This window comes from Stenotrophomonas maltophilia (assembly GCF_023518235.1).
GTDB lineage: Bacteria > Pseudomonadota > Gammaproteobacteria > Xanthomonadales > Xanthomonadaceae > Stenotrophomonas.
Genome location: NZ_CP090423.1, coordinates 2674376 through 2697597, shown reverse-complemented (window position 1 = coordinate 2697597; position 23222 = coordinate 2674376). Strand labels below are relative to the sequence as shown.

Below are 23222 nucleotides of genomic sequence, written 5' to 3'. Positions count from 1 at the left end.
CGCAACCGGACCCACCCCCGCCATCCCACGAATAGCGGGCTTCTGCTGTTGCTTCGGCTTCGGCTCTGGCTCTGGCCTGAAGCGGGTGCCGGGTGCAACCCGGCCGATACCCCCCGGTGCTACGCTGTGGTCACCGACAACCACGGAGGCGGGATGGGGGCGATCGTGTTGTTGCCGCTGTGCGTGGACGATGCCGCGCTTGACCGTTGCCTGGCGGCGCTGGATGCCGGCACGGCACCCGGTACCGCGGTCTGGCTGGCCGACGATGCGCAGACCGGCCCACGCGCACAGGGCGTGGTCGAACACTGGTTGGCGCATACGCCGTTGCAGGCCGAATACACGCGCCGCGCGCGGCCATTGGGCGAGGTGGCACATCTGGATGAAATGCTGCGCGCGTGCGATGGCCTGGACGTGGCCGTGCTGGCGCCGGACAGCGTGCCGGCACCGGGGTGGTTGCAGCAGTTGCAGGACGCCTTCGCCCGCGACGCCGCCATCGCCACGGCAACGCCCTGGTGCAATGCCGGCGAAACCGCCGCGTGGCCGCGGCTGGGCGAGATCAATCCAGAACCGCAGGACCCGGCAGTGCTGGCGCAGACCTGCGCCGCACTGCCGACGCTGCACCCCGAACTGCCCTCGGCCGTCACCCATGCGGTGCTGGTGCGCGGCAACGCCCGCCGTCGCGCCGGTGGCCTGGACGTGGACAGCTACATCGGCTGGAATGCGGCGCTGGTCGACCTGAGCCTGCGCATGGCCGGGCTGGGCTGGCGCAACGTGCTGTGCGAGACCGCCTTTGTCAGCCGCGCAGGCGAGGCGATCAGCCGCGATGGCGATCTGGAAGCGCTGGCCGCGCGCTGGCCGGGCTGGGTGCCACGCCTGGCGGACTTCCTGATGCATGACCCGTTGCACGGGCTGCGGGCCGACCTGCAGCAGCGCATGCGGCAGGCGATAATGCCGCAGGAACAGGGCGACCTGTTCGTCCCGTCCGTGCCGGAGCCTCCCGTTTGAATGCTGCCATTGCCGCCGTTGTCGTCACCTTCCAGAGCGGCAGCACCATCGATGCCTGCCTCTCGCGCCTGCGCCAGGCGCAGGATGTGGCCGAGATCCGGGTGATCGACAACGGTTCGCTGGATGGCACGCTTGAGATCGTGCAGCGCCATGCCAGCCATGACCCGCGCGTGCGCTTTGTCGGCAACCCGGACAACCCGGGCTTCGCTGCGGCCAACAACCAGGGCGTGGCCGATTCGCGCAGCCCGTGGCTGGCTTTCATCAACCCGGACCTGATGGTCGAGGCCGATACCCTGGCCGCGCTGCGCGCCCGTGCCGATGCGCTGGGCGACTGCCTGCTGGGCGTGGAACAGGTGGATGAGCAGGGCCATGCCGACGAAGCGGTGCGGCGCCGCGACCCGGACTTCCTGATGATGCTGCGGTCGCCGGGCAAGGGCTCGAAGCTGGCGGTTCCGCGCGACCCGTCGCAGGCGTTGCAACGGGTGCCGGCGCTGTCCGGCGCACTGCTGATGATGCCGCGCACGCTGTTCGACCGCATCGGCGGCTGGGACGCGGGCTATCGCCTGCATGCCGAAGACCTGGACCTGTGCCGGCGCGCGCGTGCGGCCGGGGCGGTGGTGGCCATCGCCAACGACCTGCAGGTCACCCACGTGCGTGGTGTCTCCAGCCGCTCGCGTCCGTTCTTCGTTGAATGGCACAAGCACAAGGGCCTGTGGCGCTACTTCCAGAAGTTCGAGGCCGGACAACGCTCGCTGCCGGTGCGTGTGGCGGTGTTTGCGGCAATCTGGGCCCATGCGCTGATGCTGGTGCCGAGGTTGCTGCGCCGGTCGTTGTAGCGCCGCAGGCGCATCCACGCATGGCGTGGATCCACCGGCGGCGCCCCCGGTTCACCCGGCCGGGCGCATAATCCGCCCCATGCCTATCATCCAGTCTCTGCTCGATACCGACCTGTACAAGTTCACCATGATGCAGGCGGTGCTGCACCAGCATCCCGGCGCCCAGGTGCAGTACCGGTTCAAGTGCCGTACCCCCGGCATCGACCTGGCGCGCTACATCGACCAGATCGACGAAGAAGTCGACCATCTGTGTGCGCTGCGCTTCAGCGATGCCGAGCTGGATTACATGCGTGGCCTGCGTTTCGTGAAGCCGGACTTCGCCGACTTCCTCGGCCTGTTCCATCTCGATCGCAAGTACATCCAGCTGCGTGCGTCGAAGACCGTGCCCGGCGAGATCGAGCTGGACATCACCGGGCCGTGGCTGCACACCATCCTGTTCGAGGTGCCACTGCTGGCGATCATCAACGAGGTCTGGTTCCGCAACACCACCACCGCCGACTTCGCCGAAGGTGAGCGCCGGCTGCAGGCCAAGGCCGCGCTGCTGCGCGATACTCCCGGTTTCGAGCAGTGCCGCATTGCCGACTACGGCAGCCGCCGGCGCTATTCCCGCGACTGGCACGCGCGCCTGCTGCCGTTGCTGCGCGATGCACTGGGGCCGCAACTGGTCGGCACCAGCAACGTGCACTTCGCACGCCTGTACGGCATGACGCCGCACGGCACGATGGCCCATGAGTACCTGCAGGCGTTCCAGGCGCTGGGCCCGCGCCTGCGCGATTCGCAGGTGGCCGCACTGGATTCGTGGGCGCGCGAGTATCGCGGCGACCTGGGCATCGCGTTGTCCGACGTGGTGGGCCTGGACGCGTTCCTGCGCGACTTCGACATGTACTTCTGCAAGCTGTTCGACGGCGTCCGCCACGATTCGGGCGATCCGTTCGACTGGGGCGACCGCATGCTCGCGCATTTCCAGCAGCGCCGGGTCGATCCGCGCAGCAAGGTGCTGGTGTTCAGCGATGGGCTCGACATCGCCAAGGTGATGCGGCTGTACGACTACTTCCGCGGCCGTTGCCAGGTCGCGTTCGGGGTCGGTACCCACCTGACCAATGACCTGGGCCCGACGCCGCTCAACATCGTCATCAAGATGGTCCGCTGCAATGGCCAGCCGGTGGCCAAGCTCAGCGATTCGCCGGGCAAGAGCATGTGCGACGACCCCGGCTACCTGGCCTACCTGCGACAGGTCTTCGAGCTGCCTCAGCCCGAGTAGGGGCGTCGCCCCGGCGCCTTACAGGTAATCGACCACCACCAGGTACGCGCCCTGCAGCGGCTGCTGCCGCGCCGCTTCCACCCGGTAGCGCTCGGAGAAGGCGATATCGCCGGCGCGCAATGCGCTGGCCGACACCGACAGCTTCTGGCCCTGGCGCTTGCCGTCGCGCAGCGTGGCGGCCTGGCCGTCGGCCAGCGCCGTCACCGCCACCGTTGAACCCTTGGCCGACGGCGGGCAGGCCGCCAGGCTCAGCTCGCCCTGGGACAGGTTCGTCGTGCAGCCCGGTTCGGCGATGCGGCCACTGAAGCGGATGCTGCCGCTGCTGGCCTGGGCCACGGCACTGAGCGACATCAGCGCCACGCACAGCAGAAGGGAGTTCCTCATGACACGTTCTCTGGTTCGGTGTGTCCTAGTTAGCGACAGCTTCGATCCAGCTTTAATAGGACGATTCCGAATCTGCTAGGGCCATCACCAACAAAGAGTGATGCGCATCAAATAAGCCGATTTTTCCTAGAAAACGTACGGTTTCCGCGCGTGCCGGTAGCGTCACTCGTTGCGTCAAAAGACGTCGCTTCTCACTCGATGGCGGCACCGTCAACGTTCCCGCGCCGGCGCAGTCTCAATCCGGGTAACACGTCACACATGGGGCGTCAATGAATTGACGTTCAGAAAAATAATGAGACTTTCATCACACTTGTGCATATACTTTCGTCACGGATCCAGGGGGGGTACATCCGGATCCGGCCACAGGTGAGACGCAAGGATGGGTCTTGTTAGCCCGGCAGTGCTCCTTGCTTCCTCCTCTACTTCTCATCTCTTCAGTAGGGTTAGGTAAAAGCGAATGCACAAGATCAACCTCATTGCCGCTCTGATGCTGGCCGCCGCTCCGCTGGCCGCCAACGCCGCCGACGGCACCATCACCTTCAATGGCAAGGTGACCGACAAGACCTGCACCATCTCGACCCCGGGCGGCAAGGATTTCGCCGTGACCCTGCCGACCGTGTCCAAGAACACCCTGGCCACCGCCGGTGCCGTGGCCGGTCGTACCCCGTTCGCCATCAACCTGACCAAGTGCAGCGCCGGCAACGTCGCCACCTACTTCGAGCCGGGTTCCACCGTTGACTTCAACAGCGGCCGCCTGGTCAACCAGGCCTCGGCCAACGCTGCCACCAACGTGCAGCTGCAGCTGCTGGGTTCGAACAACCAGTTCCTGCCGGTCAAGGCTGCCGGCGCTGGCCTGGCCCAGACCAACTCGCAGTGGGTCACCGTCGGCACCGATGGTTCGGCTGACCTGAACTACTACGCCGAGTACTACGCCACTGCCGCCGCCACCCCGGGCGACGTCACCAGCAGCGTCAAGTACACGATCATCTACAACTGATCGTCGCCGTACCCGCATTGGCCGGCGTATGCGCCGGCCAGTGCTCCGCGGCCTCTGGCCACACCCCTCGAGCGTAGTCCTTCCGATGAAAGCACTCTTTCCCCGGGCGCTGCTGCTGGCAGCGTTCACGCTGCCCTTCTGCCAGAACGCTCTGGCCGGCGTGGTGGTCAATGGCACCCGCGTGATCTACCCCGCGCAGGCGCGCGAAGTCACCGTGCAGGTCGACAACGTGGGCGACTCGCCGGCGCTGGTACAGGCCTGGATCGACAGCGGTGATGCCAACCAGACCGCCGACACCAGCGATGCCCCGTTCGTACTGACGCCGCCGATCGCGCGCGTCGAACCGGGCCGCAGCCAGGCGCTGCGCGTGATCTTCTCCGGCGCGCAGCTGCCGACCGACCGCGAGACGGTGTTCTGGCTCAACGTGCTGGATGTGCCGCCGTCGCCGGACAACGCCGACAGCGGCGACCAGAATTATCTGCAGGTCGCGTTCCGTTCGCGGCTGAAGCTGTTCTACCGGCCGCAGGGCCTGAAGGGTGTCGCCAATGACGCACCGGCCGCGCTGCGCTGGACCCGCACCGGAGACCGCCTGCGGGTGGAAAACCCCAGCCCCTTCCACGTCACGCTGGCCGAAGTGCATGCGCTGACCGGCAGCGGTGAAAAGGCAGTGGAGGACAAGGGCGCAATGGTCGCGCCGAAGCAGAGCCTGGAGTTCGCCGCACCGGCGGGCACCGACCAGGTGCGCTTCATCACCATCAACGATTACGGCGGCCGGGTGGAACACACGATCCGCCTCGGCAGCACCGGGGGCTGAACGCGCCGCGCCGGCCATCGGCCCGCGCATCCCGCCACCGCCGCCGTGCGGCGAATTGAAGGAATGTCAGTGTGATCGGAAACAGATTGACATTGTCGATCCATCAGGCGATCTGCCTGTTGGCTGCCGGCGTGGCCTGCCCAGGATGGGCGCTGGCCGCACCGGCCAATCTCGGCGAACAGGCGCTGATGGCCCAGAGTGGTGCGGCCACCGCGCGTGCGCCGGAGTCGGCCCAGTTCAATTCCAGCTTCCTGTCCGGCCAGGCCAAGCAGGTCGATCTGGCCGCTTTCAGCAACGGCAACCCGATGGTGGCCGGCAGCTACCGTGTCGACGTCTACGTCAACGGTGCCTGGCAGGGCCGTCGTGACCTGCAGTTCAAGGCCGATGCGCAGGGCCGTGTCGACGCCTGCCTGCCGCTGCCGATGCTGGAGGAAATGGGCGTGGACAGCGAGGCCGTGCTGCTGCAGCAGGACCCGTCCGTGCCCACCGACACCAGCAGCTGCGTGCCGGTGCAGCAGCGCATGGCCAACGCCTACGGTGTCTACGACAGCGGCAACCTGCGCTACGACCTCAGCATCCCGCAGGTGTTCCTGCGCCGCGAGGCGCGCGGCTACGTCAATCCGGCGCTGTGGGACCGTGGCATCAATGCCGGTTTCGTCGGCTACAGCTTCAACGCCATCGACAGCGACAGCCGCGTTGAAGGTGGCCAGCGCAACCGCAGTGCCTACCTGGGTCTCAACGCCGGCCTGAACCTGGGCGGCTGGCAGTTCCGCCATGATTCCAACCTGACCTGGAGCGATGGCGACGGCCGCCATTGGCAGAGCATCGCCACCTACGCCCAGCGTGGCATTCCGCAGGTGCGCGGCATGCTCACCGTCGGTGAGGCGTACACCACCGGCGAACTGTTCGATTCGATCGGCTATCGCGGTGCCAGCCTGGCCAGCGACGATCGCATGCTGCCCGATTCGCTGCGCGGTTACGCGCCGGTCGTGCGTGGCATCGCCGAGACCAACGCACGCGTGGAAGTGCGGCAGAACCAGCAGCTGATCTATTCCTCCACTGTCTCGCCGGGCAGCTTCGTCATCGACGATCTGTACCCGACCGGCTACGGCGGCGATCTGGAAGTGAGCGTGATCGAGGCCGACGGCCGCCGCCGCGAGTTCAAGGTGCCGTTCGGTTCGGTGCCGCAGATGCTGCGCGAAGGCGTGTCGCGCTACGCGCTGACCGCCGGCCAGGTGCGCAACAAGCTGCTGGCCGACGAACCCTGGCTGGTGCAGGGCACCTACCAGCGCGGCATCGGCAACCAGCTGACCGTGTACGGCGGCAGCGCACTGAGCGAAGGCTACCTGTCGCTGCTGTACGGCGTCGGCCTGTCCACGCGCATCGGCGCGTTCGCCGCCGATGTCACCCACGCGCGCACCTCGTTCGACCACTACGGTGACCACACCGGTGCCAGCGTGCGCTTGAGCTACAGCAACATGATCGGCGAGACCGGGACCAACCTGACCCTGGCCGCCTACCGCTACTCCACCGAAGGCTTCTACAGCCTGCAGGACGCCCTGTATGGTCGCGACGCGGACACCCGCGGCATCGATCCGACCACACGTGGCCGCCAGCGCAGCCAGTTCCAGCTGACCCTGAACCAGCCGCTGGGTCGCCGTGGCGGTGCCCTGTATGTGACCGGCTCGGTGCGCGACTTCTACGACCGCAGCGGTACCTCCAAGCAGTACCAGGTGGGCTACAACAATGCCTGGCGTTCGGTGAATTACGGTTTCTCGGCGCTGCGCACCGAAGAAGGCGTGCTGGGCCGCTCCGATACCCAGTACCTGTTCTCGATGAGCGTGCCGCTGGGTCGCGGCACCCACCCGGTGTCGTTCAGCGCCGACCTCGGCGCGCGCGACCGTGGTGGCTATGACAACAGCCGCGTCGGCATCACCGGTTCGGCCGGCGTGGACAACAACTTCAGCTACGGCGCGGCGCTGTCGGATTCGCGCGAGGGCGGCACCACCGCCGTCGGCAACGTCGAATACCGCAGCCGCTACTCCGCGTTGAACGCCACCTACAGCCACTCGCGCGACTTCCGCCAGGCCTCGGTCGGCGCCAACGGCAGCGTGGTGGTGCATCCGGGCGGCTTCACCTTCACCCCGCAGCGTGGCGACACCATGGTGCTGGTCGAGGCGCCGGGCGCACGTGATGCCATGGTCAGCAATGCGCCGGGCCTGCGCGTGGATGGCCGTGGCTACGCGGTGGTGCCGTACGTGTCGCCGTACCGCCTCAACACCGTCACCCTCGACCCGCAGGGCATGGCCCACGACGTCGAGCTGGAAAGCACCAGCCAGTCGGTAGCGCCGTTTGCCGGTGCCATCAGCTACCTGCGCTTCGATACCCGCAAGGGCAACGCACTGCTGATCCAGGTGCGCAACACCGATGGCCGCACGATGCCCTTCGGTGCGCAGGTCAAGGACGAGCAGGGCCAGCCGGTGGGCATGGTCAGCCAGGGCGGGCGCCTGTACGTGCGCAGCGAGCACAACCAGGGCCGCCTGCAGGTGGAGTGGGGTGCCGGTGCCGAACAGCGTTGCACCATCGACTACCAGGTTCCGGCAGGCGCCGACGCGTCCAAGACCGGTTTCATTCCGCTGGAGGCAGCATGCCGTTGATTTCTTTCCGTGGCCGCAAGGCGCTGGCCGCGCTGGCGATGCTTGGCGGCGTGCTGCTGGCGCAGCAGGCCAGTGCCGCCTGCCGCATCCAGAGCAGTTGGTTCGTGGCCCAGGACGTGACCATGGACATGGGCCAGATCGTGATCCTGCCCAGCACCCCGGTCGGTGGCGTGATCAAGGAGATCAGCGAGCCGATCAACCAGCAGAACAGCGTGGCGCGCTGCGACTGGTCCGGGGGGCGCTCGATCGGCGAGTACGTCAATGCCGCACAGAAGCGCCCGGTGGCCGGATTCTCCAACGTCTATGAAACCGACGTGGCGGGCGTGGGCATCCGGCTGTACCGCGACTCCGGCGCGATCCAGACCTATTACCCGCACACCATCAATTTCGGCAGCAACAACACCATCTCGCTGGTGGGGGGGACCTTCCGCATCCAGCTGATCAAGACCGCCGCGCAGACCGGCTCGGGCGTGATCGCACCGAACGGCCGTTTCACCACCTACTACTTCGATGGCGACGGTGCGAGCCGGCCGGTGCTGACCTCCACCTTCAAGGGCTCGGGCACCACCGTGGTCAGCCCCACCTGCGAAGTGCAGGCCGGCAGCCGCAACATCGCCGTGGATTTCGGCAGCGTGCCCAACACCACCTTCACCGGCGTCGGTTCCAAGGCCGTCAACCGCGACTTCGAGATCCGCCTGAACTGCCAGGGCAGCAATGTAGCGGCCTACCAGAGCAAGATCGGCATCCGCCTGGATGCCGACCAGGACAGCTCCAACATGGCGGGCGTGCTGAAGCTCAGCGCGGCCAGCAACAGCGCCACGCGCATCGGCATCCAGATGGTCCAGCGCGACGGCACCACCGAACGCGAAGTGCGCTTCGGCCAGACCATCAACGTCGGCACCACCGCGCCGGGTACCAGCGTCATGGCGCTGCCGCTGCGCGCCCGTTACATCCAGACACAGGCCGGTACCGTCGGTGCCGGTGTCGCAAACGGCCAGGCAACGTTCACCATCCAGTACGAATAACGCGGCCAACGGCCGCCTTCCACCACCGCTGCGCCGCACCCCAACGTCGCCTGCCTGCAGGCGGCGTTGACCGCGTCTTGATCCCGCAAGCGTGAAGATCGGAGCTATCATGACCGTACAGCAACATGAATGTGATGTATGTCATGAAATCGAGCTTCCCTACACCACAGCGTCGCCACCGGGTACTTCGCCCGGCTGAGCGCCGCTGAAAGGACCCGGCGTGACAGCGACCCACCTTGCCATTGCCGGACTCCCCGCGGAATACGTTGAGATGCGCAGCGGCGGCCTGTACTGGGTGGTTGCCGCCGGCAGCGCGCCGACCGATCTGCTCGGTGCCGGCGTGCTGGCCGCTGCCGATGCACTGCACGACGCCGTGCTGATCACCCTGGGGCGTGGTGCCGAACCGATGCTGTCGCTGTTGCCGGCCGCACAGGGGCCGGCGCAGCTGCGCCTGTTCCAGCGTTCGCACCGTGGCATGCAGCAGGCACTGCGCGGTCTGGTCGGCGATCTGCCGCGCACCGCGTCGGCACAGACACGACTGAGCCTGGTGCAGTTTCCGGTTGCAGCGCTGGATGGATGGGATGACGCGCGCCTGGCACGCTGGTGCGCGCAACTGCAGGCGTGGGCCGAGCAGGCGCGCCAGGTGCTGCTGTTGTTGTGCCACGGCGAAGTGGCCACCCTGGCCCCGCGCCTGCTGGCATTGAACCGCACCTGCGCGGGCGTGGCCCAGCTGCATCCGCACCGGGGTGCGCTGCAGCTGCTGCTGCACTACTGGTCCAACAGCCACGGCGTGGTCGCCCAGCAGTCCTTTGGCGTGGTGCAGGAGGGCAACGCGCTGCACCATCGGCGCAGTGACGATGCCGTCCTCGCCCCCGCCCACGATGTCAGCGGCAGCGACCGCGATGTGTTCCTGGCCCAGGCCGAGGTGCTGGAGGGTGCGCCACCGCTGTCGGCCGCATGGCGCCTGTTCGATGGCTGGGGTGGCCTGCTGCCGGCGGCACTGCAGGCGCGCGAGGCGACCGTAGTGCTGGCCATCACCGAAAACGCCCAGGTCGATGCGCTGGCGCGGCTGCTGCATCGCCTGCGCCGCGAGCGTGGCAACGCGTTGAAGCTGGTCGTGCGTGAGCTGCAACCCTGCCTTCGTTATGCCGATGAGCGCCTGCTGATGCAGTGCGGTGGCAGCCTGGTGGTGCCGGCCGATACGCCGTTGCCGCGCCTGTTGACCCTGCTTGAGACCGTGCAGCGGCAGCGCTGGCAGGGCCAGCTTGCCGACGATCCGGAACCGTTGATCCGTGCCCACCGTCCTCCCGCGCTCAGTGGCCTGGTCAATGTGGCGCGCTTCCGCCAGATTGCCGGCGAGCGCATCGACCAGGATGGCAGCGCGGTGGAGAGCGCCGTGCTGGCGCTGCAACCGGTTGCCGGGCTGCGCGCCGAGCAGACGCTGCAGCAGCTGCGCATCCGCCGCCAGGGCGATCTGGCCTGCATCTATCGCGGCCAGGTACGCCTGTTCCTGTTCGGTTGCCGTCGCGATGCCGTCGAGCAGGCGCTGGGCAACCTGTTCCGCCTGCCGTGGCGTGAGCTGTTCGATGGCTACCAGCGCCTGGCCGAATATGACATCGCAGCCATGAATGCCAGTGGCAGCGATCCCGACGCCGATGTGCTGCCGCCCCCTCCGGCGGCACTGCCGGTGGTGGCCGCGGCCGTGGAAGGGCCGTCCTTCACCGCTCCAACGCCGCTGCGGCTGGGAGATTCCGCATGACCACCGACCAGCAGCTGTGGACCCTGATCGTCGCCTGTGCACTGGTGATGATTCCATTTGGCGTGATGCTGGGCAGCCTGTGGCGTGCCCTGCGCCGCAGCGTTGCGCGTGCGCTGCCACCGCGCCACCTGCGCCGGGTTGGCGTGCGCCGGCGTGCACCGCGGGGCGCTGCATGAGTCCGCAGACCGTTCCCGCATCGCCGTTCGCGTGGGCCGACCTGCGCGGCTGGAATCTGTATTTCCTGTCCAAGGTGGTGCTGGCCTGGATGGGCGCGCTCGACCTGAAGATCCTGCCCAACCTGCTGTTCCTCGGTGCGTTGCTGGTGCCGCTGCGCTGGCGCTGGGCGCGCATCGTGCGCACCGTGGTGGCGGTACCGGTGGGCGTAGCGCTGTATTACCAGGACACCTGGTGGCCACCGTTCAAGCGGCTGCTGGTGCAACCGGGTGTGCTGGATTTTTCGGCCGACTACTGGCTCGAACTGGCGCAGCGCTTCATCAACTGGCAGATGGTGGCGGTACTGGCGGTACTGCTGGTGGCGTACTTCCTGCTCAAGCCCTGGCTGCGCATCACCACCCTGAGCGTGCTCGGCATGCTCGGCATGGCGGTGCTGGCGATACCGATGCCGGCCGGACTGGGCTGGGTGCAGGGTGCCGCGACGGCGTCGGCGCGTAGCGATGGCGGCGGCGGTGGTGGCAGCCTGCCACCGGCCAACAATGAAAACCTGAACGCCTGGCTGGCCAGCTTCTACCAGCAGCAGGCCGGGTTGAAGACCAACTTCCCGGCGCCGTCCAGCGGCGCGCCGTTCGACGTCATCATCCTCAACATCTGTTCGCTGGCCTGGAGCGACCTGGATGAGGTGGGGCTGCGACAGAACAACCTGCTCGACCACATGGACGTGGTGTTCGACGATTTCAACTCGGCCACCGCCTACAGCGGCCCGGCGGCGATCCGCCTGCTGCGCGCCAGTTGTGGCCAGACCTCGCATACCGCGCTGTTCGATCCGGTGCCGGCCGAGTGCCAGCTGTTCTCCAACCTGCAGCGTCTGGGCTTCCAGAGCGAGCTGGCGATGAACCACGACGGCCACTTCGACGACTTCATCGGTGAACTGCACCAGTACGGCGGCCTGCAGGCGCAACCGATGGACATCAACGCGTTCCCCAAGGCGCTGGTGGCCTTCGACAAGTCGCCGCTGCGGCGCGATGGCGACGTGCTGATGGCCTGGTGGAAGCAGCGCCAGGCCGAGGCGTCGCAGCAGGTGGCGCTGTTCTACAACACGATCTCGCTGCACGACGGCAACCGCATCGTCGGTGCCGACGGTCGCTCCAACGCCGCCGACTACAAGGCGCGCGCGGAAATGGTGCTCGGTGACATGGCCGGTTTCGTCGATACGGTGGAAAAGAGCGGGCGCCGCGCGATGATCGTGGTGGTGCCCGAACACGGCGCGGCCCTGCATGGCGACCGCATGCAGATTCCGGGCATGCGTGAGATTCCCAGCCCGTCGATCACCCACGTGCCGGTGGGCGTCAAGCTGGTGGGCATGGGCGCGCCGGCCGCCGGCGGACCGCGCCACGTGCCCGAGCCGAGCAGCTATCTGGCCCTGTCCGAACTGGTATCGCGCGTGTATGCGCTCAATGCGCAGTCGCCGCCGAGCGAACGCAACTGGGACACCCTGCTGAAGGGCCTGCCGCAGACCCCTTCGGTTTCCGAGAACGAAGGCGCCAAGGTCATCGACTACGACGGCAAGCCGTGGCTGCAGTTGCAGGGCAGCCAGACCTGGAGCCCTTATCCGGAGGACGCGCGCTGATGGCCGCCGACATTCTTGCCGTGCCCACCACGCTGTCGGTGGAAGAGGATGACATCGACCTGCTGCGCCGCAGCCTGGACATGCCCGGCCTGCCGTACGTGGATTTCTCGGCCCAGCACGAGCGTGCGCAGGCACTGGCACGCTGGCCGTTGCTGGCCGAACTGGAGCGGGCCGAACTGGAGCAGCGCCGATGAGCACCGTGCTGTCGCTGCAGGGTATCCACGGTGGAACCGGGGTGACCACGGTGCTGGCGGCACTGGGACAGGGCCTGCATGCCCAGGGCGTGCGCGTGCTGCTGGTCGAGTGCAGTCCCGATCAGATGCTCGGCCTGCATCTGGGCCTGGCGGCCGATGTGGAGGGGGGCTGGGCGCGCGCGCTGCTGGAGGGCAGCGACTGGCGCGATGCCGCCTTCGCCTGCGCGCCGGGCCTGGCCGTGCTGCCGTATGGGCGGGTCGATGCCGAGGGCGCGATGCAGGTGGAACGCCACCTGCACGACACGCCCACCCTGTGGGCTGACCGGCTGCCACAACTGGCCAGCCAGTTCGACTGGCTGTTGTTCGATCTGCCGCAGCGGCTGCCGGCCCATGCGGCTGCGATCAACCAGCACGCATGCTGCACCTTGCCGCTGCGGCTGGCCTGCGTCGACCCGGTCAGCCATGTGTTCCTGCAGCGCCAGCGCGACGACGATCGCCTGTTGCTGGCCAACCGCTACGACCCGGCGATCACCGTGCAGCGCGATCTCATGCAGCTGTGGCTGCATGCGCACGCGCGTCGGTTGGTGCCGCAGCCGCTGCATGAAGATGCCCAGGTGCCGGCGGCGCTGGCCAGCAAGCAGCCGCTGGGGCGGCATGCCGCCAACTCGCTGGCCGCCGCCGATGTCGATGGGCTGGTGTTGTGGTGCCTGGCCGAAGCCGCGCGCCGGCAGGGCAGGGCAGGGGAGGGCTGATGAGCAGCCGCGTCTACTACCTGGGCTGGAGCCGAATGCGCGAGCGCGTCCATGCCGCGTGGCCGACGCGCGCCGTGCTGTGGCTGTTGCAGCTGATGGGCTGGGCGTTGCTGCGGCTGGAGGGACCGGCCTGGCAGGCACTGGCGCCACGCCTGCGCACGGCGTTTCCGCAGGTGCAGGGTGACCGGCGCTGGCGGCTGGGTGACCCGCTGCGCCTGCTGATCCAGGCCATCTGGCTGTCGGTGGTGCGGCTGGTACCGAAGGCTTCCAGGCGACGGCTGCGCCTGGCCGAAGCCCGCCGCCAGCGCATTGCCGAGCTGCGCGGTGCGGCCGGGCGCGGCCGCCTGCGCTACCTGCGCGCGATGCGCGATGCGCCCAGCGAATTCTGGAACAGCCGCCTGGCCCACTGGTTCGGGCAACGGGCGCGCGCGCTGTCGCCACGGTCGCGGCAGCTGCTGACGCTGCTGATCGGGCTGGCCACGCTGGGATTGGCCGTGCTGTGCATCACCCAGCCGTTCACCTATGTCGCACAGTTCGTATTCGTGCTGCTGCTGTGGGCCATCGCGCTGCTGGTGCGGCGCATGCAGGGCCGCTACGCCACGCTGGTGCTGGTGGTGCTGTCGATCACCGTGTCCTGCCGCTACCTGTGGTGGCGCTATACCGCCACGCTGAACTGGAACAGCACCTTCGACCTGGTCTGCGGCGTGGTGCTGCTGGCGGCCGAGACCTATTCCTGGCTGGTGCTGATGCTGGGCTACGTGCAGGTGGCCTGGCCGCTGCGGCGGCGCCCGGCAGCACTGCCGCAGGACATCCGGCAGTGGCCGACGGTGGATGTGCTGATCCCCACCTACAACGAAGACCTCGCGCTGGTGCGGCACACCGTGTACGCGGCGATGGGCCTGGACTGGCCGGCCGACAAGCTGCGCATCCATATCCTGGACGACGGCAAGCGCGAGGAATTCCGCGCATTCGCCGTGCAGACCGGGGTCAACTACATTACCCGCAGCGACAACCGCCACGCCAAGGCCGGCAATCTGAACCACGCGCTGACGCTGATCGACGGCGAGCTGGTGGCGATCTTCGACAGCGACCACCTGCCGGTGCGCTCGTTCCTGCAGATCACCTGCGGCTGGTTCCTGCGTGATCCAAAACTGGCGCTGGTACAGACCCCGCATCATTTCTTCTCGGCCGACCCGTTCGAACGCAACCTGCAGGTGTTCCGCAGCGACCCCAACGAAGGCGAGCTGTTCTATGGGCTGGTGCAGGACGGCAACGACCTGTGGAATGCGGCCTTCTTCTGCGGCTCGTGCGCGGTGCTGCGGCGCGAGGCCATCGATGCGATCGGCGGCTTTGCCACCGAAACCGTCACCGAGGATGCGCACACTGCGCTGCGTCTGCATCGCGGTGGCTGGAACTCGGCCTACCTGCGCATTCCGCAGGCGGCGGGCCTGGCGACCGACAGCCTGGGCGCGCACGTCAACCAGCGCATCCGCTGGGCGCGTGGCATGGTGCAGATCTTCCGCATCGACAACCCATTGCTGGGCAAAGGCCTGAGCCTGTTCCAGCGCTTCTGCTACGCCAATGCCATGCTGCACTTCCTGGCCGGCATACCGCGCCTGGTGTTCCTGACCGCGCCACTGGCGTTCCTGCTGCTGCACGTCTACATCATCTACGCGCCGGCGCTGGCCATCCTGTTGTTCGTGGTGCCGCACATGGCGCACGCCAGCCTCACCAATGCGCGCATCCAGGGCAAGTACCGGCGCCCGTTCTGGGGCGAGGTGTATGAAACGGTGCTGGCCTGGTACATCGCGCGGCCGACCACGGTGGCACTGTTCAGCCCGGGGCGAGGCAAGTTCAACGTGACCGACAAGGGCGGTACGCAGGCCGGAGATCGCTTCGACTGGCGCGTGGCGCGGCCGTACCTGGTGCTGGCGCTGCTCAACGTGCTGGGCCTGTGCTTCGCTGTGTGGCGCTTCATGCACGGGCCGGCCGATGAGCGTGGCACGGTCGTGGTCAGCTCGCTGTGGGTGCTGTACAACCTGCTCATCATTGGTGGCGCGCTGGCCGTGGCCGCCGAAGTGCAGCAGGTGCGGCGCACGCACCGGGTCACCACGCGCCTGCCGATGGCGCTGCAGATTCCCGATGGCCGTCGTCTGCGCGGCGTGCTGCAGGATTACTCCAATGATGGCGTCGGCATCGAGCTGGGCGAGGATGCGCTGCTGGCCGAAGGCGAGCGCGTGCAGGTGCTGCTGGGGCGTGGACGCCGCGAGTTCGCGTTCCCGGCCCGCGTGCAGCGCACCGTCGGCCATCGCCTGGGCCTGTTGCTGCTGTTCGAGAGCGAGCGCCAGCGCGTGGAGTTCGCCCAGTGCACGTTCGCCCGCGCCGATGCCTGGCTGGACTGGCATGCCGGCTACCAGCCCAAGAGCCTGCCGCGCAGCCTTTGGAGCGTGCTGGTGCTGGGCTGGCGTGGTTACCGGCGGATGGGCGACTTCACGCCGTTCGACCTCGACCGTCCGATGCATTGGAGCCGTCGCCTGCTGCGATGGATGGCCAGCTTTGCCCCGCAACGTCCGCTTCCTTCCCACCCGGCTGACCCAGCCGCTGATCCAGGGCTTCGTCCATGAGCACTCCTCTTTCTCTGCGCTGGCTGCTGCTGCCCTTGCTGGCCCTGCCCGTGGCTTCGGGCAACAGCGCACCGGCGCCGGCCCTCCCCGCCACCCTGCTTGCCGCGCGCGCTGCGGCGGCCACACTGCCGTCGTCGACGCCGACAGGGACGGCGTCCGTGCCTGCCGCACCTGCCGCAGGCAGCGAACCGGCGCTGGCGCAGACCTGGGCCGGTAGTGCCTGGCCGTGGCAGCGGCAGAACACCTTTGCCCAGCTCGGGCGGCGCCAGGACACACTGCTGTCCGGCGTGCGCAATGCCACCACGTTCGAGTTCCAGGTGCGCCGTGACCGCCTGGTACGCGATGCCGAACTGGACCTGAGCTTCACGCCCTCACCGTCGCTGCTGCCGACCCTGTCGCATCTTCGGGTCTATCTCAACGACGCGATGATGGGCGTGGTGCCGATCAGCAACGATCAGCTGGGCCGCCCGGTGCAGGCCAAGCTGCCGCTGGATGCGCGCCTGATCGCCGATTTCAACCAGGTGCGGCTGGAGTTTGTCGGCCACTACACCGATATCTGCGAAGAGCCGACCCACAGCTCGCTGTGGGTCAACCTGTCCAGCAACAGTACCTTGCGCCTGGGCGGCCAGCCGCTGGCGATGCAGGACGATCTGGCCAATTTCCCGCTGCCCTTCTTCGACCCGCGCGATACCGCGCGTCTGGATCTGCCGGTGGTGTTCGCTGCCGCACCCAGCCTGGGCCAGCAGCGTGCCGCGGCGGTGATGGCCTCCTATTTCGGCAGCCTGTCCGGCTGGTGGCGCCAGGCGCGCTTCCCGGTCACTTTCGGTGCGCTGCCCGACAGCGGCCATGCGGTGGTGCTGGCGGTCAACGGCAGGTTCCCGCCGGTGATCGCCAACCATGCACCGGTGAAGGGGCCGGTGATCGAACTGATGGCGCTGCCGGAAGACCCGCAGCGCAAGCTGCTGCTGGTGCTCGGCCGCAACGATGAGGACCTGCAGAAGGCGGTAGCCGCGATGGCCGCCGGCAACGTGCTGTTCCGCGGCCGCCAGGTCAGCATCGACGAGATCAAGCCGCTGGCCCCGCGCAAGCCGTACGATGCGCCGAACTGGGTGCGCACCGACCGTGCCGTGCGCCTGGCCGAGCTGCTGGACTACCCGCAGCAGCTGCATGCCAACGGCGTGTCGCCGCAGCCGATCACGGTCAACCTCAACCTGCCGCCGGATCTGTTCATCTGGCGCAACCAGGGCATTCCGCTGAACCTGCGCTACCGCTACACGCCGCCGTTCGGCAGCGATGAATCGCGGTTGGGCGTAGCGATCAACGACCAGTTCATCTCCAGCTTCCCGCTGGTGCGGCGCAACGGCAAGCAGGGACTGGAGGAAATCCGCCTGCCGGTGCTGGCCGGCGATGCCGGTGCCGATGACGGGCGCCTGCTGATTCCGGCATTGAAGCTGGGCGACCGCAACCAGCTGCGCTTCGACTTCAACTTCGCCAGCGTGATGGGCAGCGCCCAGCGCGACCATTGCCAGACGGTGCTGCCGCCGAACCTGCAGGCGGCCATCGAGGAAGACTCGACCATCGACTTCTCCGGCTTCCATCACTACATGGGGCTGCCAGACCTGTCGGCGTTCGCACTCAGCGGATTCCCGTTCACCCGCATGGCCGACCTGTCCGAGACCGTGGTGCTGGTGCCGTCGGTTTCCAGCGAAGCGCAGGTGGGCCTGCTGTTGAACCTGGTCGGCGGCCTGGGCGTGCAGAGCGGCTACCCGGCCTACGGCCTGCGCCTGTCCGATGACTGGAAGCAGGCCAGTGCGCTGGATGCGGACCTGCTGATGCTGGGCGTGCTACCGGCCGAGCTGCGCGGCAGCCAGCAGCTGTCGCTGCTGATCGACGACCAGCGCACGCGCCTGCTCAATGGCCAATCGCCTTCGCCGCAGGCGGCGATGGAACAGGCGCGGCGCGGCAGCCGTGCCGGCGACCCGGCGGTGACTGAAGTGGCCGTGACCGCGCAGGCCCCGTTCGCCGCGATCATCGGCATGCAATCGCCGCACCACGCGCAGCGCAGCATCGTTTCGCTGGCGGCCAGCAATGCCGCCGACTATGGCCTGCTCGACGACGCGCTCAGTGATACCGGCAAGCGTGAGGCGATCGCCGGATCGGTGGCGATCCTGCGCAGTTCGGGTATCCACAGCCAGTTCGTCGGCGAGCACTACTACGTGGGCGCACTGCCGTGGTGGCTGCTGCTGTGGTACCACCTGGCCGACCACCCCGCGCTGCTGGCCGTGCTGGCCACGGTGGTGGTGCTGATGGTGGCCTTCCTGCTGTGGCGCACGCTGCGCTGGGTGGCAGCCAAGCGTCTGGATCCGGGGCACTGATGGCACGCAGGCGGCACCCGCTGGTCACCGCATCCGGTCTGGTCCTGCTTGGGCTGGCCGGGGCCGCCCCGTGTGCGGCGCAGGCGCTGCCGGAGACCCCCGGTGGCACCGTGGCCGAGCAGCGGCAATGGCTGCTGCAGCAGGTACGCATCGGTGAGGCTACCGGCCGCCAGAGCCTGATCGAGGACGCACTGGCGCGGCTGCGGATGCTGGCCCCGGATGATCGCGCTACGTTGGTGGCGATCCTGGAGGTGCAGCTGTCGCAGCAGAAGCTGGACGATGCCGAGGCCACGTTGAAGCGGCTGCGCCAGCTCGGCGCCGGCAGCCGCGAACTGGCGGCCGGTGAACGCCTCTGGCAAGCCTACCGTGGTGACCTGCAGCAGGACCTGCAGCAGGCGCGTCTGTTCGCTGCCGGCGGCCGTAGTGCCGAAGCGCTGGTGATCTACCGTCGCCTGTTCAACGATGACCCGCCCGGCCTGCAGCTGGGTCTGGAGTACTGGCGCCTGCGTGGCAGCCAGGCCGATGGACGCGCCTTGGCGATCCGTGCGCTGAGCGAGCTCGATCGCAGCTACCCGGGCAATGTGACGCTGCTGCAGACGCTGTCGCAGCTGCTGTTCGCCGCCGGCCACGACAACGAAGCGCTGGCCGCGCTGCAACGGATGGGACGCAACCCGGAGGCGCGTGGCATGGCCGCCGATGCCGAGTGGGCGTACCTGAAGGAGCAGCCGGCCGACGAACGCAGCGTGCGCCGCCTGCAGGATTTCATCACCCGCAACCCCACGTTCAACGACCTGGCTTTGGTGCGCGAACGCTATGCCGACCAGCACAAGCGGGTGAGCGACCCGGCCTGGCGTGCGGGCCTGCGTGGCCAGCAGCTGCTGGATGCCGGCCGCAACGCCGAAGCCGAGCGCGCCTTCCTGCAGGCCCTGCGGGGGTATCCGCGTGAGGCTGATCTGCTGGGCGGTTTGGGCATGGCGCTGATGCGGCAGGGACGGCGTGAGCAGGCCATCGGCTACTTCCAGCGTGCGGTGCAGGCCACACCGGCCGGTGACAGCAGCGACAAGTGGCGTGATCTGATTGCCAGCACGCGTTACTGGCTGCAGCTGGACCAGGCCGATGCCGCGCTGGCCGCAGGCCGGCTGGATGAGGCCGAGCGCCTGTACGCGCAGGCACGCCGCCAGCAACCGCGCGACGTCAATGCGGCGCTGGGCCTGGTCGACGTGGCCGTGGCCCGCGGCGATGACGACGCGGCCGAACGGCAGCTGCAGCTGGCACGGCGGATGGCGCCCAACGATGCCAACGTGATCCGCAAGCTGGTGCAGCTGTATGGCCGCACCGATCCGCAGCGGTTGGAAACCTTCATCAACGCATTGCCCGCTGCCCAGCGCAGGTTGTATGCCGAAGACCTGCGCCAGCTGCAGATCAGTCGTCTGCGCGAGCGCCGCGAACAGGCGCTGGCCAGCGGTGATGCCACCACCGCCATCACGCTGGGACAGCAGCTGCGCAGCGAACTGCCGGGCGATGCCTGGCTGGCCTACGCGCTGGGCAACGAGCTGCGCAGCGCGGGCCGGCAGGACGAGGCCGATGCCGTGGTGGCCGACATGGCGGCCCGCAACGACAGTGCCGAGGCACGCTACGCACAGGCGTTGTACCTGTCCGGCTCCGATCGCCTGCCGCAGGCGCTGGCGGTGCTCGACGCGCTGCCGCAGGCGCAGTGGGACGATGACATCCGCGCGCTGTCCACCCGCCTGAAACGCCAGCAGCTGGTCGACCATCTGTGGGAGCTGCGTGCGCAGGGACGTGAGGCCGAGGCCATCGCGCTGCTGCAGCAGCAACCACCCAGCACCGACAACGATCTCCTGATGGCCGAATGGGCGCGCCTGCGCGGTGACCACGCACAGGCATTGCACTACTACCAGCGCGTGCTCGCCGCGCAGCCGGACAATGTGGACGCGCAGCTGGGCCAGGTACAGGCCTGGATCGGCAGCGGCGACCTGGCCAGCGCACGCCGCCAGATGCACGACGCACCGCCGGCAGTGGACGATGCCGAGATCGGCCAGCAGCGTCAGCTCGCCACGATCTGGACCGACCTGCGCGAAGACACCAAGGCGCTGGCGATCCTGCGCGCACTGCTGGCGCGCAGGACCGGACCCGATGCACAGTCCTGGCGCGACGCGGCACGGCTGGTGCGCCGCGATGATCCGCAGCAGGCGCTGGACATGTACGCGCAGGCGATGGCCGACAATGGCCTGCTGGCCCCCGCCCAGGCCGAGTCGCGCGACAATCGTGCGCTGACCCTGGCCAGCCGCGAGACCGCCGGCGATGACTGGTTGCGGCGCAGCCTGCGCAGCGACGTGGAGACCCTGTACCAGCAGGAGAATCCCACCCTGACGGTGATGCAGGACACCGGCCGCCGTAGCGATGGAACCCCGGGCATTTCGCGGCTGTCGCGCGATACCCGCATCGCTCATCTCGATGCCCCGTTCGCCGGTGGCCTGGGCTGGGCGCGCATCGAGCAGGTGAACTTCGATGCCGGCCGTTTCCAGACCGACGCGGATGGGGCCTACGACGAGGATTTCGGCAGCTGCGACCTCGATCTGCTGCAGGCCGACGGCAGTAACCTGCGCGCACCGGGCTGCACCCGCTTCGTGCACCAGCGGCGCAGCTCTGGTGCCGGTTTCGCCGTCGGCTGGCGCACGCTGGACGACCGCTGGAACCTCGACATCGGCCACACCCCGTCCAACTACGTGGTGGGCAACTGGCTGGGTGGCGTCACCCTCAACGGCGATCTCGGCCGGTTCGGCTGGGGCGCCACCGTGTCGCGGCGGCCGATGACCAATTCGCTGCTCTCCCAGGCCGGTGCCATCGACCCGCGCAGTGGCATCGCCTGGGGCGGGGTCACCGCCAACGGCGCCACCTTCAGCCTCGGCTACGACCAGGGCGGCCGCAACGGCGTGTGGTCGAACTGGAGCTGGCACCGGCTGACTGGCCGCAACGTGGTCGACAACACCCGTGCACGCGCGATGGTGGGCTGGTACCACAAGCTGATCCAGCGCACCGACCTGCGCCTGGACGTGGGCACCACCGCCATGTACTGGCGCTACCAGAAGGATCTGGGCGGCTACTCGCTGGGCCAGGGCGGTTACTACAGCCCGCAGCGCTACGCCTCGCTGAGCCTGCCGGTCAGCTTTGCCTGGCGTAATGATGTGTGGTCGGTGCGCCTGGATGGCTCGGTCAGTGTGTCCAGTGCGAGCACCGCGTCGATCAGCCGTTTCCCCGATCAGGCAGTGATCGAGCGCGTGATTGCACAGCTCGAGCCGCAGTACGGCCCGCTGCGGCTGGACGAGGCCGGCCTGTACACCGGCAACAGCAGCAGCACCGGCACCGGCTACCGCCTGTACGGCGCGGTGGAACGCCGCCTCGGCGATCACTTCGTGCTGGGCGCGGCCGGCACCCTGCAGCGCAGCCGCGATTTCTCGCCGAATTCGTTCCAGCTCTACCTGCGCTATACCTTCAAGCCCTGGCAGGGCAACCTGCCGTTGCCCGTGTCTCCGCTGGTGCCCTATGGCGAATTCCGCTGATCTGCGCCGCCGTCGCCTGTTGCAGGCGGCCACTGTACTGCCGGTACTGGGCTGGTCGCGCGTGCAGGCGCAGCCGGCGCCGCGTTGGCCGGCCTGGAAGGTGCTGGTGGACAGCAGCCTGAGCCGCGACGGGCGCATGATCGACCGCAGCCAGCAGGACCAGCGCAGCACCTCGGAAGGGCAGTCGTACGCCCTGTTCTTCGCGCTGGTGGACAACGATCAGGCGGTGTTCGACCGCATCCTCGGCTGGACCCAGGACAACCTCGCTGGTGGCGACATGGGCAAGCGCCTGCCGGCCTGGCTGTGGGGACGCGATGACGCCGGAGCGTGGCGGGTACTGGATGACAACCCGGCTTCGGACTCCGATCTGTGGCTGGCCTACGCGCTGCTGGAAGGCGCGCGCCTGTGGCGCCGTCCCGCCCTGAAGGCCATCGCCGAGGGCATGCTGGCGCAGGTGCGGGCACGTGAGATCGTGGACCTGCCCGGGCTCGGCCCGATGCTGCTGCCCGGCCCACAGGGGTTCATCGAAGGGGACGCCACGCGGGTCAACCCCAGCTATCTGCCCCTGCCGCTGCTGCGCCGCTTTGCGGCGGAGGATCGCAGCGGGCCGTGGCAGGCGCTGGCGCGCAACAGTGTGCAGCTGTTGCAGCAGAGCAGCCCGCACGGCTTCGCACCGGACTGGGCAGCGTGGAAAGGCGATCGCTTCGTGGTCGACCCGGTGCGCGGCGCGGTCGGCAGCTACGATGCAATCCGCTGCTACACCTGGGCCGGCATGACCGCATCGCGCGATCCGTTGTTCCGCGCGCAGTTGGCCGCGTTGTCCGGGCCGCTGCAGCGCCTGCGCAGCGGTGCGCCGATGTGGGAAAAGATCGATACCCGCAGCGGACAAGGACAGGGCGAAGGCAATTACGGTTTCCGTGCAGCGCTGCTGCCTTACCTGATCGCCCAGGGCGAAACCCAGCGTGCCGATGCCGTGCTGGCCAGCCTGCCCAGCGCCGAGCAGCAGCGTGCTGACGCGCCGGCCTATTACTCGCAGATGCTGGCGCTGTTCGGTCGTGGCTGGGCCGAAGGGCGCTGGCGCTTCGCTGCTGACGGCCGCCTGCAGCTGCGCAGGTAATTGCAGTGCGGCAGGGGCGGATCCCGTTGCACGGCAA

Annotated in this window: 17 protein-coding genes; 16 read left to right on the top strand and 1 reads right to left on the bottom strand. The window is 68.2% G+C overall.

Annotated features, from left to right (window positions below; genetic code table 11):
* Positions 1-153: 153 nt before the first annotated feature.
* The 3 genes from LZ605_RS12730 (at position 154) to pncB (ending at position 3102) form a co-directional block, all read left to right on the top strand.
* On the top strand, positions 154-1005 hold the full coding sequence (locus LZ605_RS12730) for a glycosyltransferase family 2 protein (protein WP_249841962.1): 852 nt from the start codon (positions 154-156) through the stop codon (positions 1003-1005).
* Complete coding sequence (locus LZ605_RS12725; protein ID WP_249841961.1) at positions 1002-1841, top strand: glycosyltransferase family 2 protein; 840 nt, start codon at positions 1002-1004, stop codon at positions 1839-1841. The genes LZ605_RS12730 and LZ605_RS12725 overlap by 4 nt, the downstream gene beginning before the upstream one ends.
* A 79-nt stretch (positions 1842-1920) precedes the next feature.
* Entirely contained in the window at positions 1921-3102 is a 1182-nt protein-coding gene (gene pncB / locus LZ605_RS12720) for a nicotinate phosphoribosyltransferase (RefSeq protein WP_249841960.1), read from the top strand.
* Positions 3103-3120: 18 nt separating this feature from the next.
* On the opposite strand, the gene LZ605_RS12715 is transcribed toward pncB, so the two are convergent.
* The gene (locus tag LZ605_RS12715; RefSeq protein WP_107229806.1) at positions 3121-3486 is read right to left on the bottom strand and encodes a hypothetical protein; all 366 of its coding nucleotides are present in this window, start codon (positions 3484-3486) and stop codon (positions 3121-3123) included.
* Positions 3487-3943: 457 nt separating this feature from the next.
* Between LZ605_RS12715 and LZ605_RS12710 the strand changes: the two genes are divergently transcribed.
* The 13 genes from LZ605_RS12710 to bcsZ all read left to right on the top strand — a co-directional run bounded on the left by LZ605_RS12710 (position 3944) and on the right by bcsZ (position 23185).
* Positions 3944-4483, top strand: a complete 540-nt coding sequence (locus LZ605_RS12710; RefSeq protein ID WP_107229807.1) for a fimbrial protein — start codon at positions 3944-3946, stop codon at positions 4481-4483.
* Positions 4484-4568: 85 nt separating this feature from the next.
* A complete protein-coding gene (locus LZ605_RS12705) occupies positions 4569-5297 on the top strand; it encodes a fimbrial biogenesis chaperone (RefSeq protein WP_249841959.1) in 729 nt (242 codons plus the stop codon).
* Positions 5298-5389: 92 nt separating this feature from the next.
* Positions 5390-7954, top strand: coding sequence for a fimbria/pilus outer membrane usher protein (locus LZ605_RS12700; protein WP_306803896.1), 2565 nt, complete (start codon positions 5390-5392; stop codon positions 7952-7954).
* Positions 7945-8979 (top strand): fimbrial protein, encoded by a 1035-nt coding sequence (locus tag LZ605_RS12695; protein WP_249841957.1) that lies wholly within the window; start codon positions 7945-7947, stop codon positions 8977-8979. Before LZ605_RS12700 ends, LZ605_RS12695 begins: the two co-directional genes overlap by 10 nt.
* A gap of 220 nt (positions 8980-9199) precedes the next feature.
* On the top strand, positions 9200-10738 hold the full coding sequence (locus LZ605_RS12690; protein ID WP_249841956.1) for a BcsE family c-di-GMP-binding protein: 1539 nt from the start codon (positions 9200-9202) through the stop codon (positions 10736-10738).
* The gene (gene bcsF / locus LZ605_RS12685) at positions 10735-10914 is read left to right on the top strand and encodes a cellulose biosynthesis protein BcsF (protein WP_249841955.1); all 180 of its coding nucleotides are present in this window, start codon (positions 10735-10737) and stop codon (positions 10912-10914) included. The genes LZ605_RS12690 and bcsF overlap by 4 nt, the downstream gene beginning before the upstream one ends.
* Entirely contained in the window at positions 10911-12542 is a 1632-nt protein-coding gene (gene bcsG / locus LZ605_RS12680) for a cellulose biosynthesis protein BcsG (RefSeq protein ID WP_249841954.1), read from the top strand. Before bcsF ends, bcsG begins: the two co-directional genes overlap by 4 nt.
* Complete coding sequence (bcsR, locus tag LZ605_RS12675) at positions 12542-12736, top strand: cellulose biosynthesis protein BcsR (RefSeq protein WP_249841953.1); 195 nt, start codon at positions 12542-12544, stop codon at positions 12734-12736. Before bcsG ends, bcsR begins: the two co-directional genes overlap by 1 nt.
* Positions 12733-13488, top strand: coding sequence for a cellulose biosynthesis protein BcsQ (gene bcsQ / locus LZ605_RS12670; RefSeq protein ID WP_249841952.1), 756 nt, complete (start codon positions 12733-12735; stop codon positions 13486-13488). The genes bcsR and bcsQ overlap by 4 nt, the downstream gene beginning before the upstream one ends.
* The gene (gene bcsA / locus LZ605_RS12665; protein ID WP_249841951.1) at positions 13488-16112 is read left to right on the top strand and encodes a UDP-forming cellulose synthase catalytic subunit; all 2625 of its coding nucleotides are present in this window, start codon (positions 13488-13490) and stop codon (positions 16110-16112) included. Before bcsQ ends, bcsA begins: the two co-directional genes overlap by 1 nt.
* Positions 16109-18487: a cellulose biosynthesis cyclic di-GMP-binding regulatory protein BcsB gene (bcsB, locus tag LZ605_RS12660; RefSeq protein WP_249841950.1), complete on the top strand. Its 2379-nt coding sequence runs from the start codon at positions 16109-16111 to the stop codon at positions 18485-18487. The genes bcsA and bcsB overlap by 4 nt, the downstream gene beginning before the upstream one ends.
* Positions 18487-22068, top strand: a complete 3582-nt coding sequence (bcsC, locus tag LZ605_RS12655) for a cellulose synthase complex outer membrane protein BcsC (RefSeq protein ID WP_249841949.1) — start codon at positions 18487-18489, stop codon at positions 22066-22068. The genes bcsB and bcsC overlap by 1 nt, the downstream gene beginning before the upstream one ends.
* Positions 22052-23185: a cellulose synthase complex periplasmic endoglucanase BcsZ gene (bcsZ, locus tag LZ605_RS12650; RefSeq protein WP_249841948.1), complete on the top strand. Its 1134-nt coding sequence runs from the start codon at positions 22052-22054 to the stop codon at positions 23183-23185. Before bcsC ends, bcsZ begins: the two co-directional genes overlap by 17 nt.
* Positions 23186-23222 lie beyond the last annotated feature (37 nt).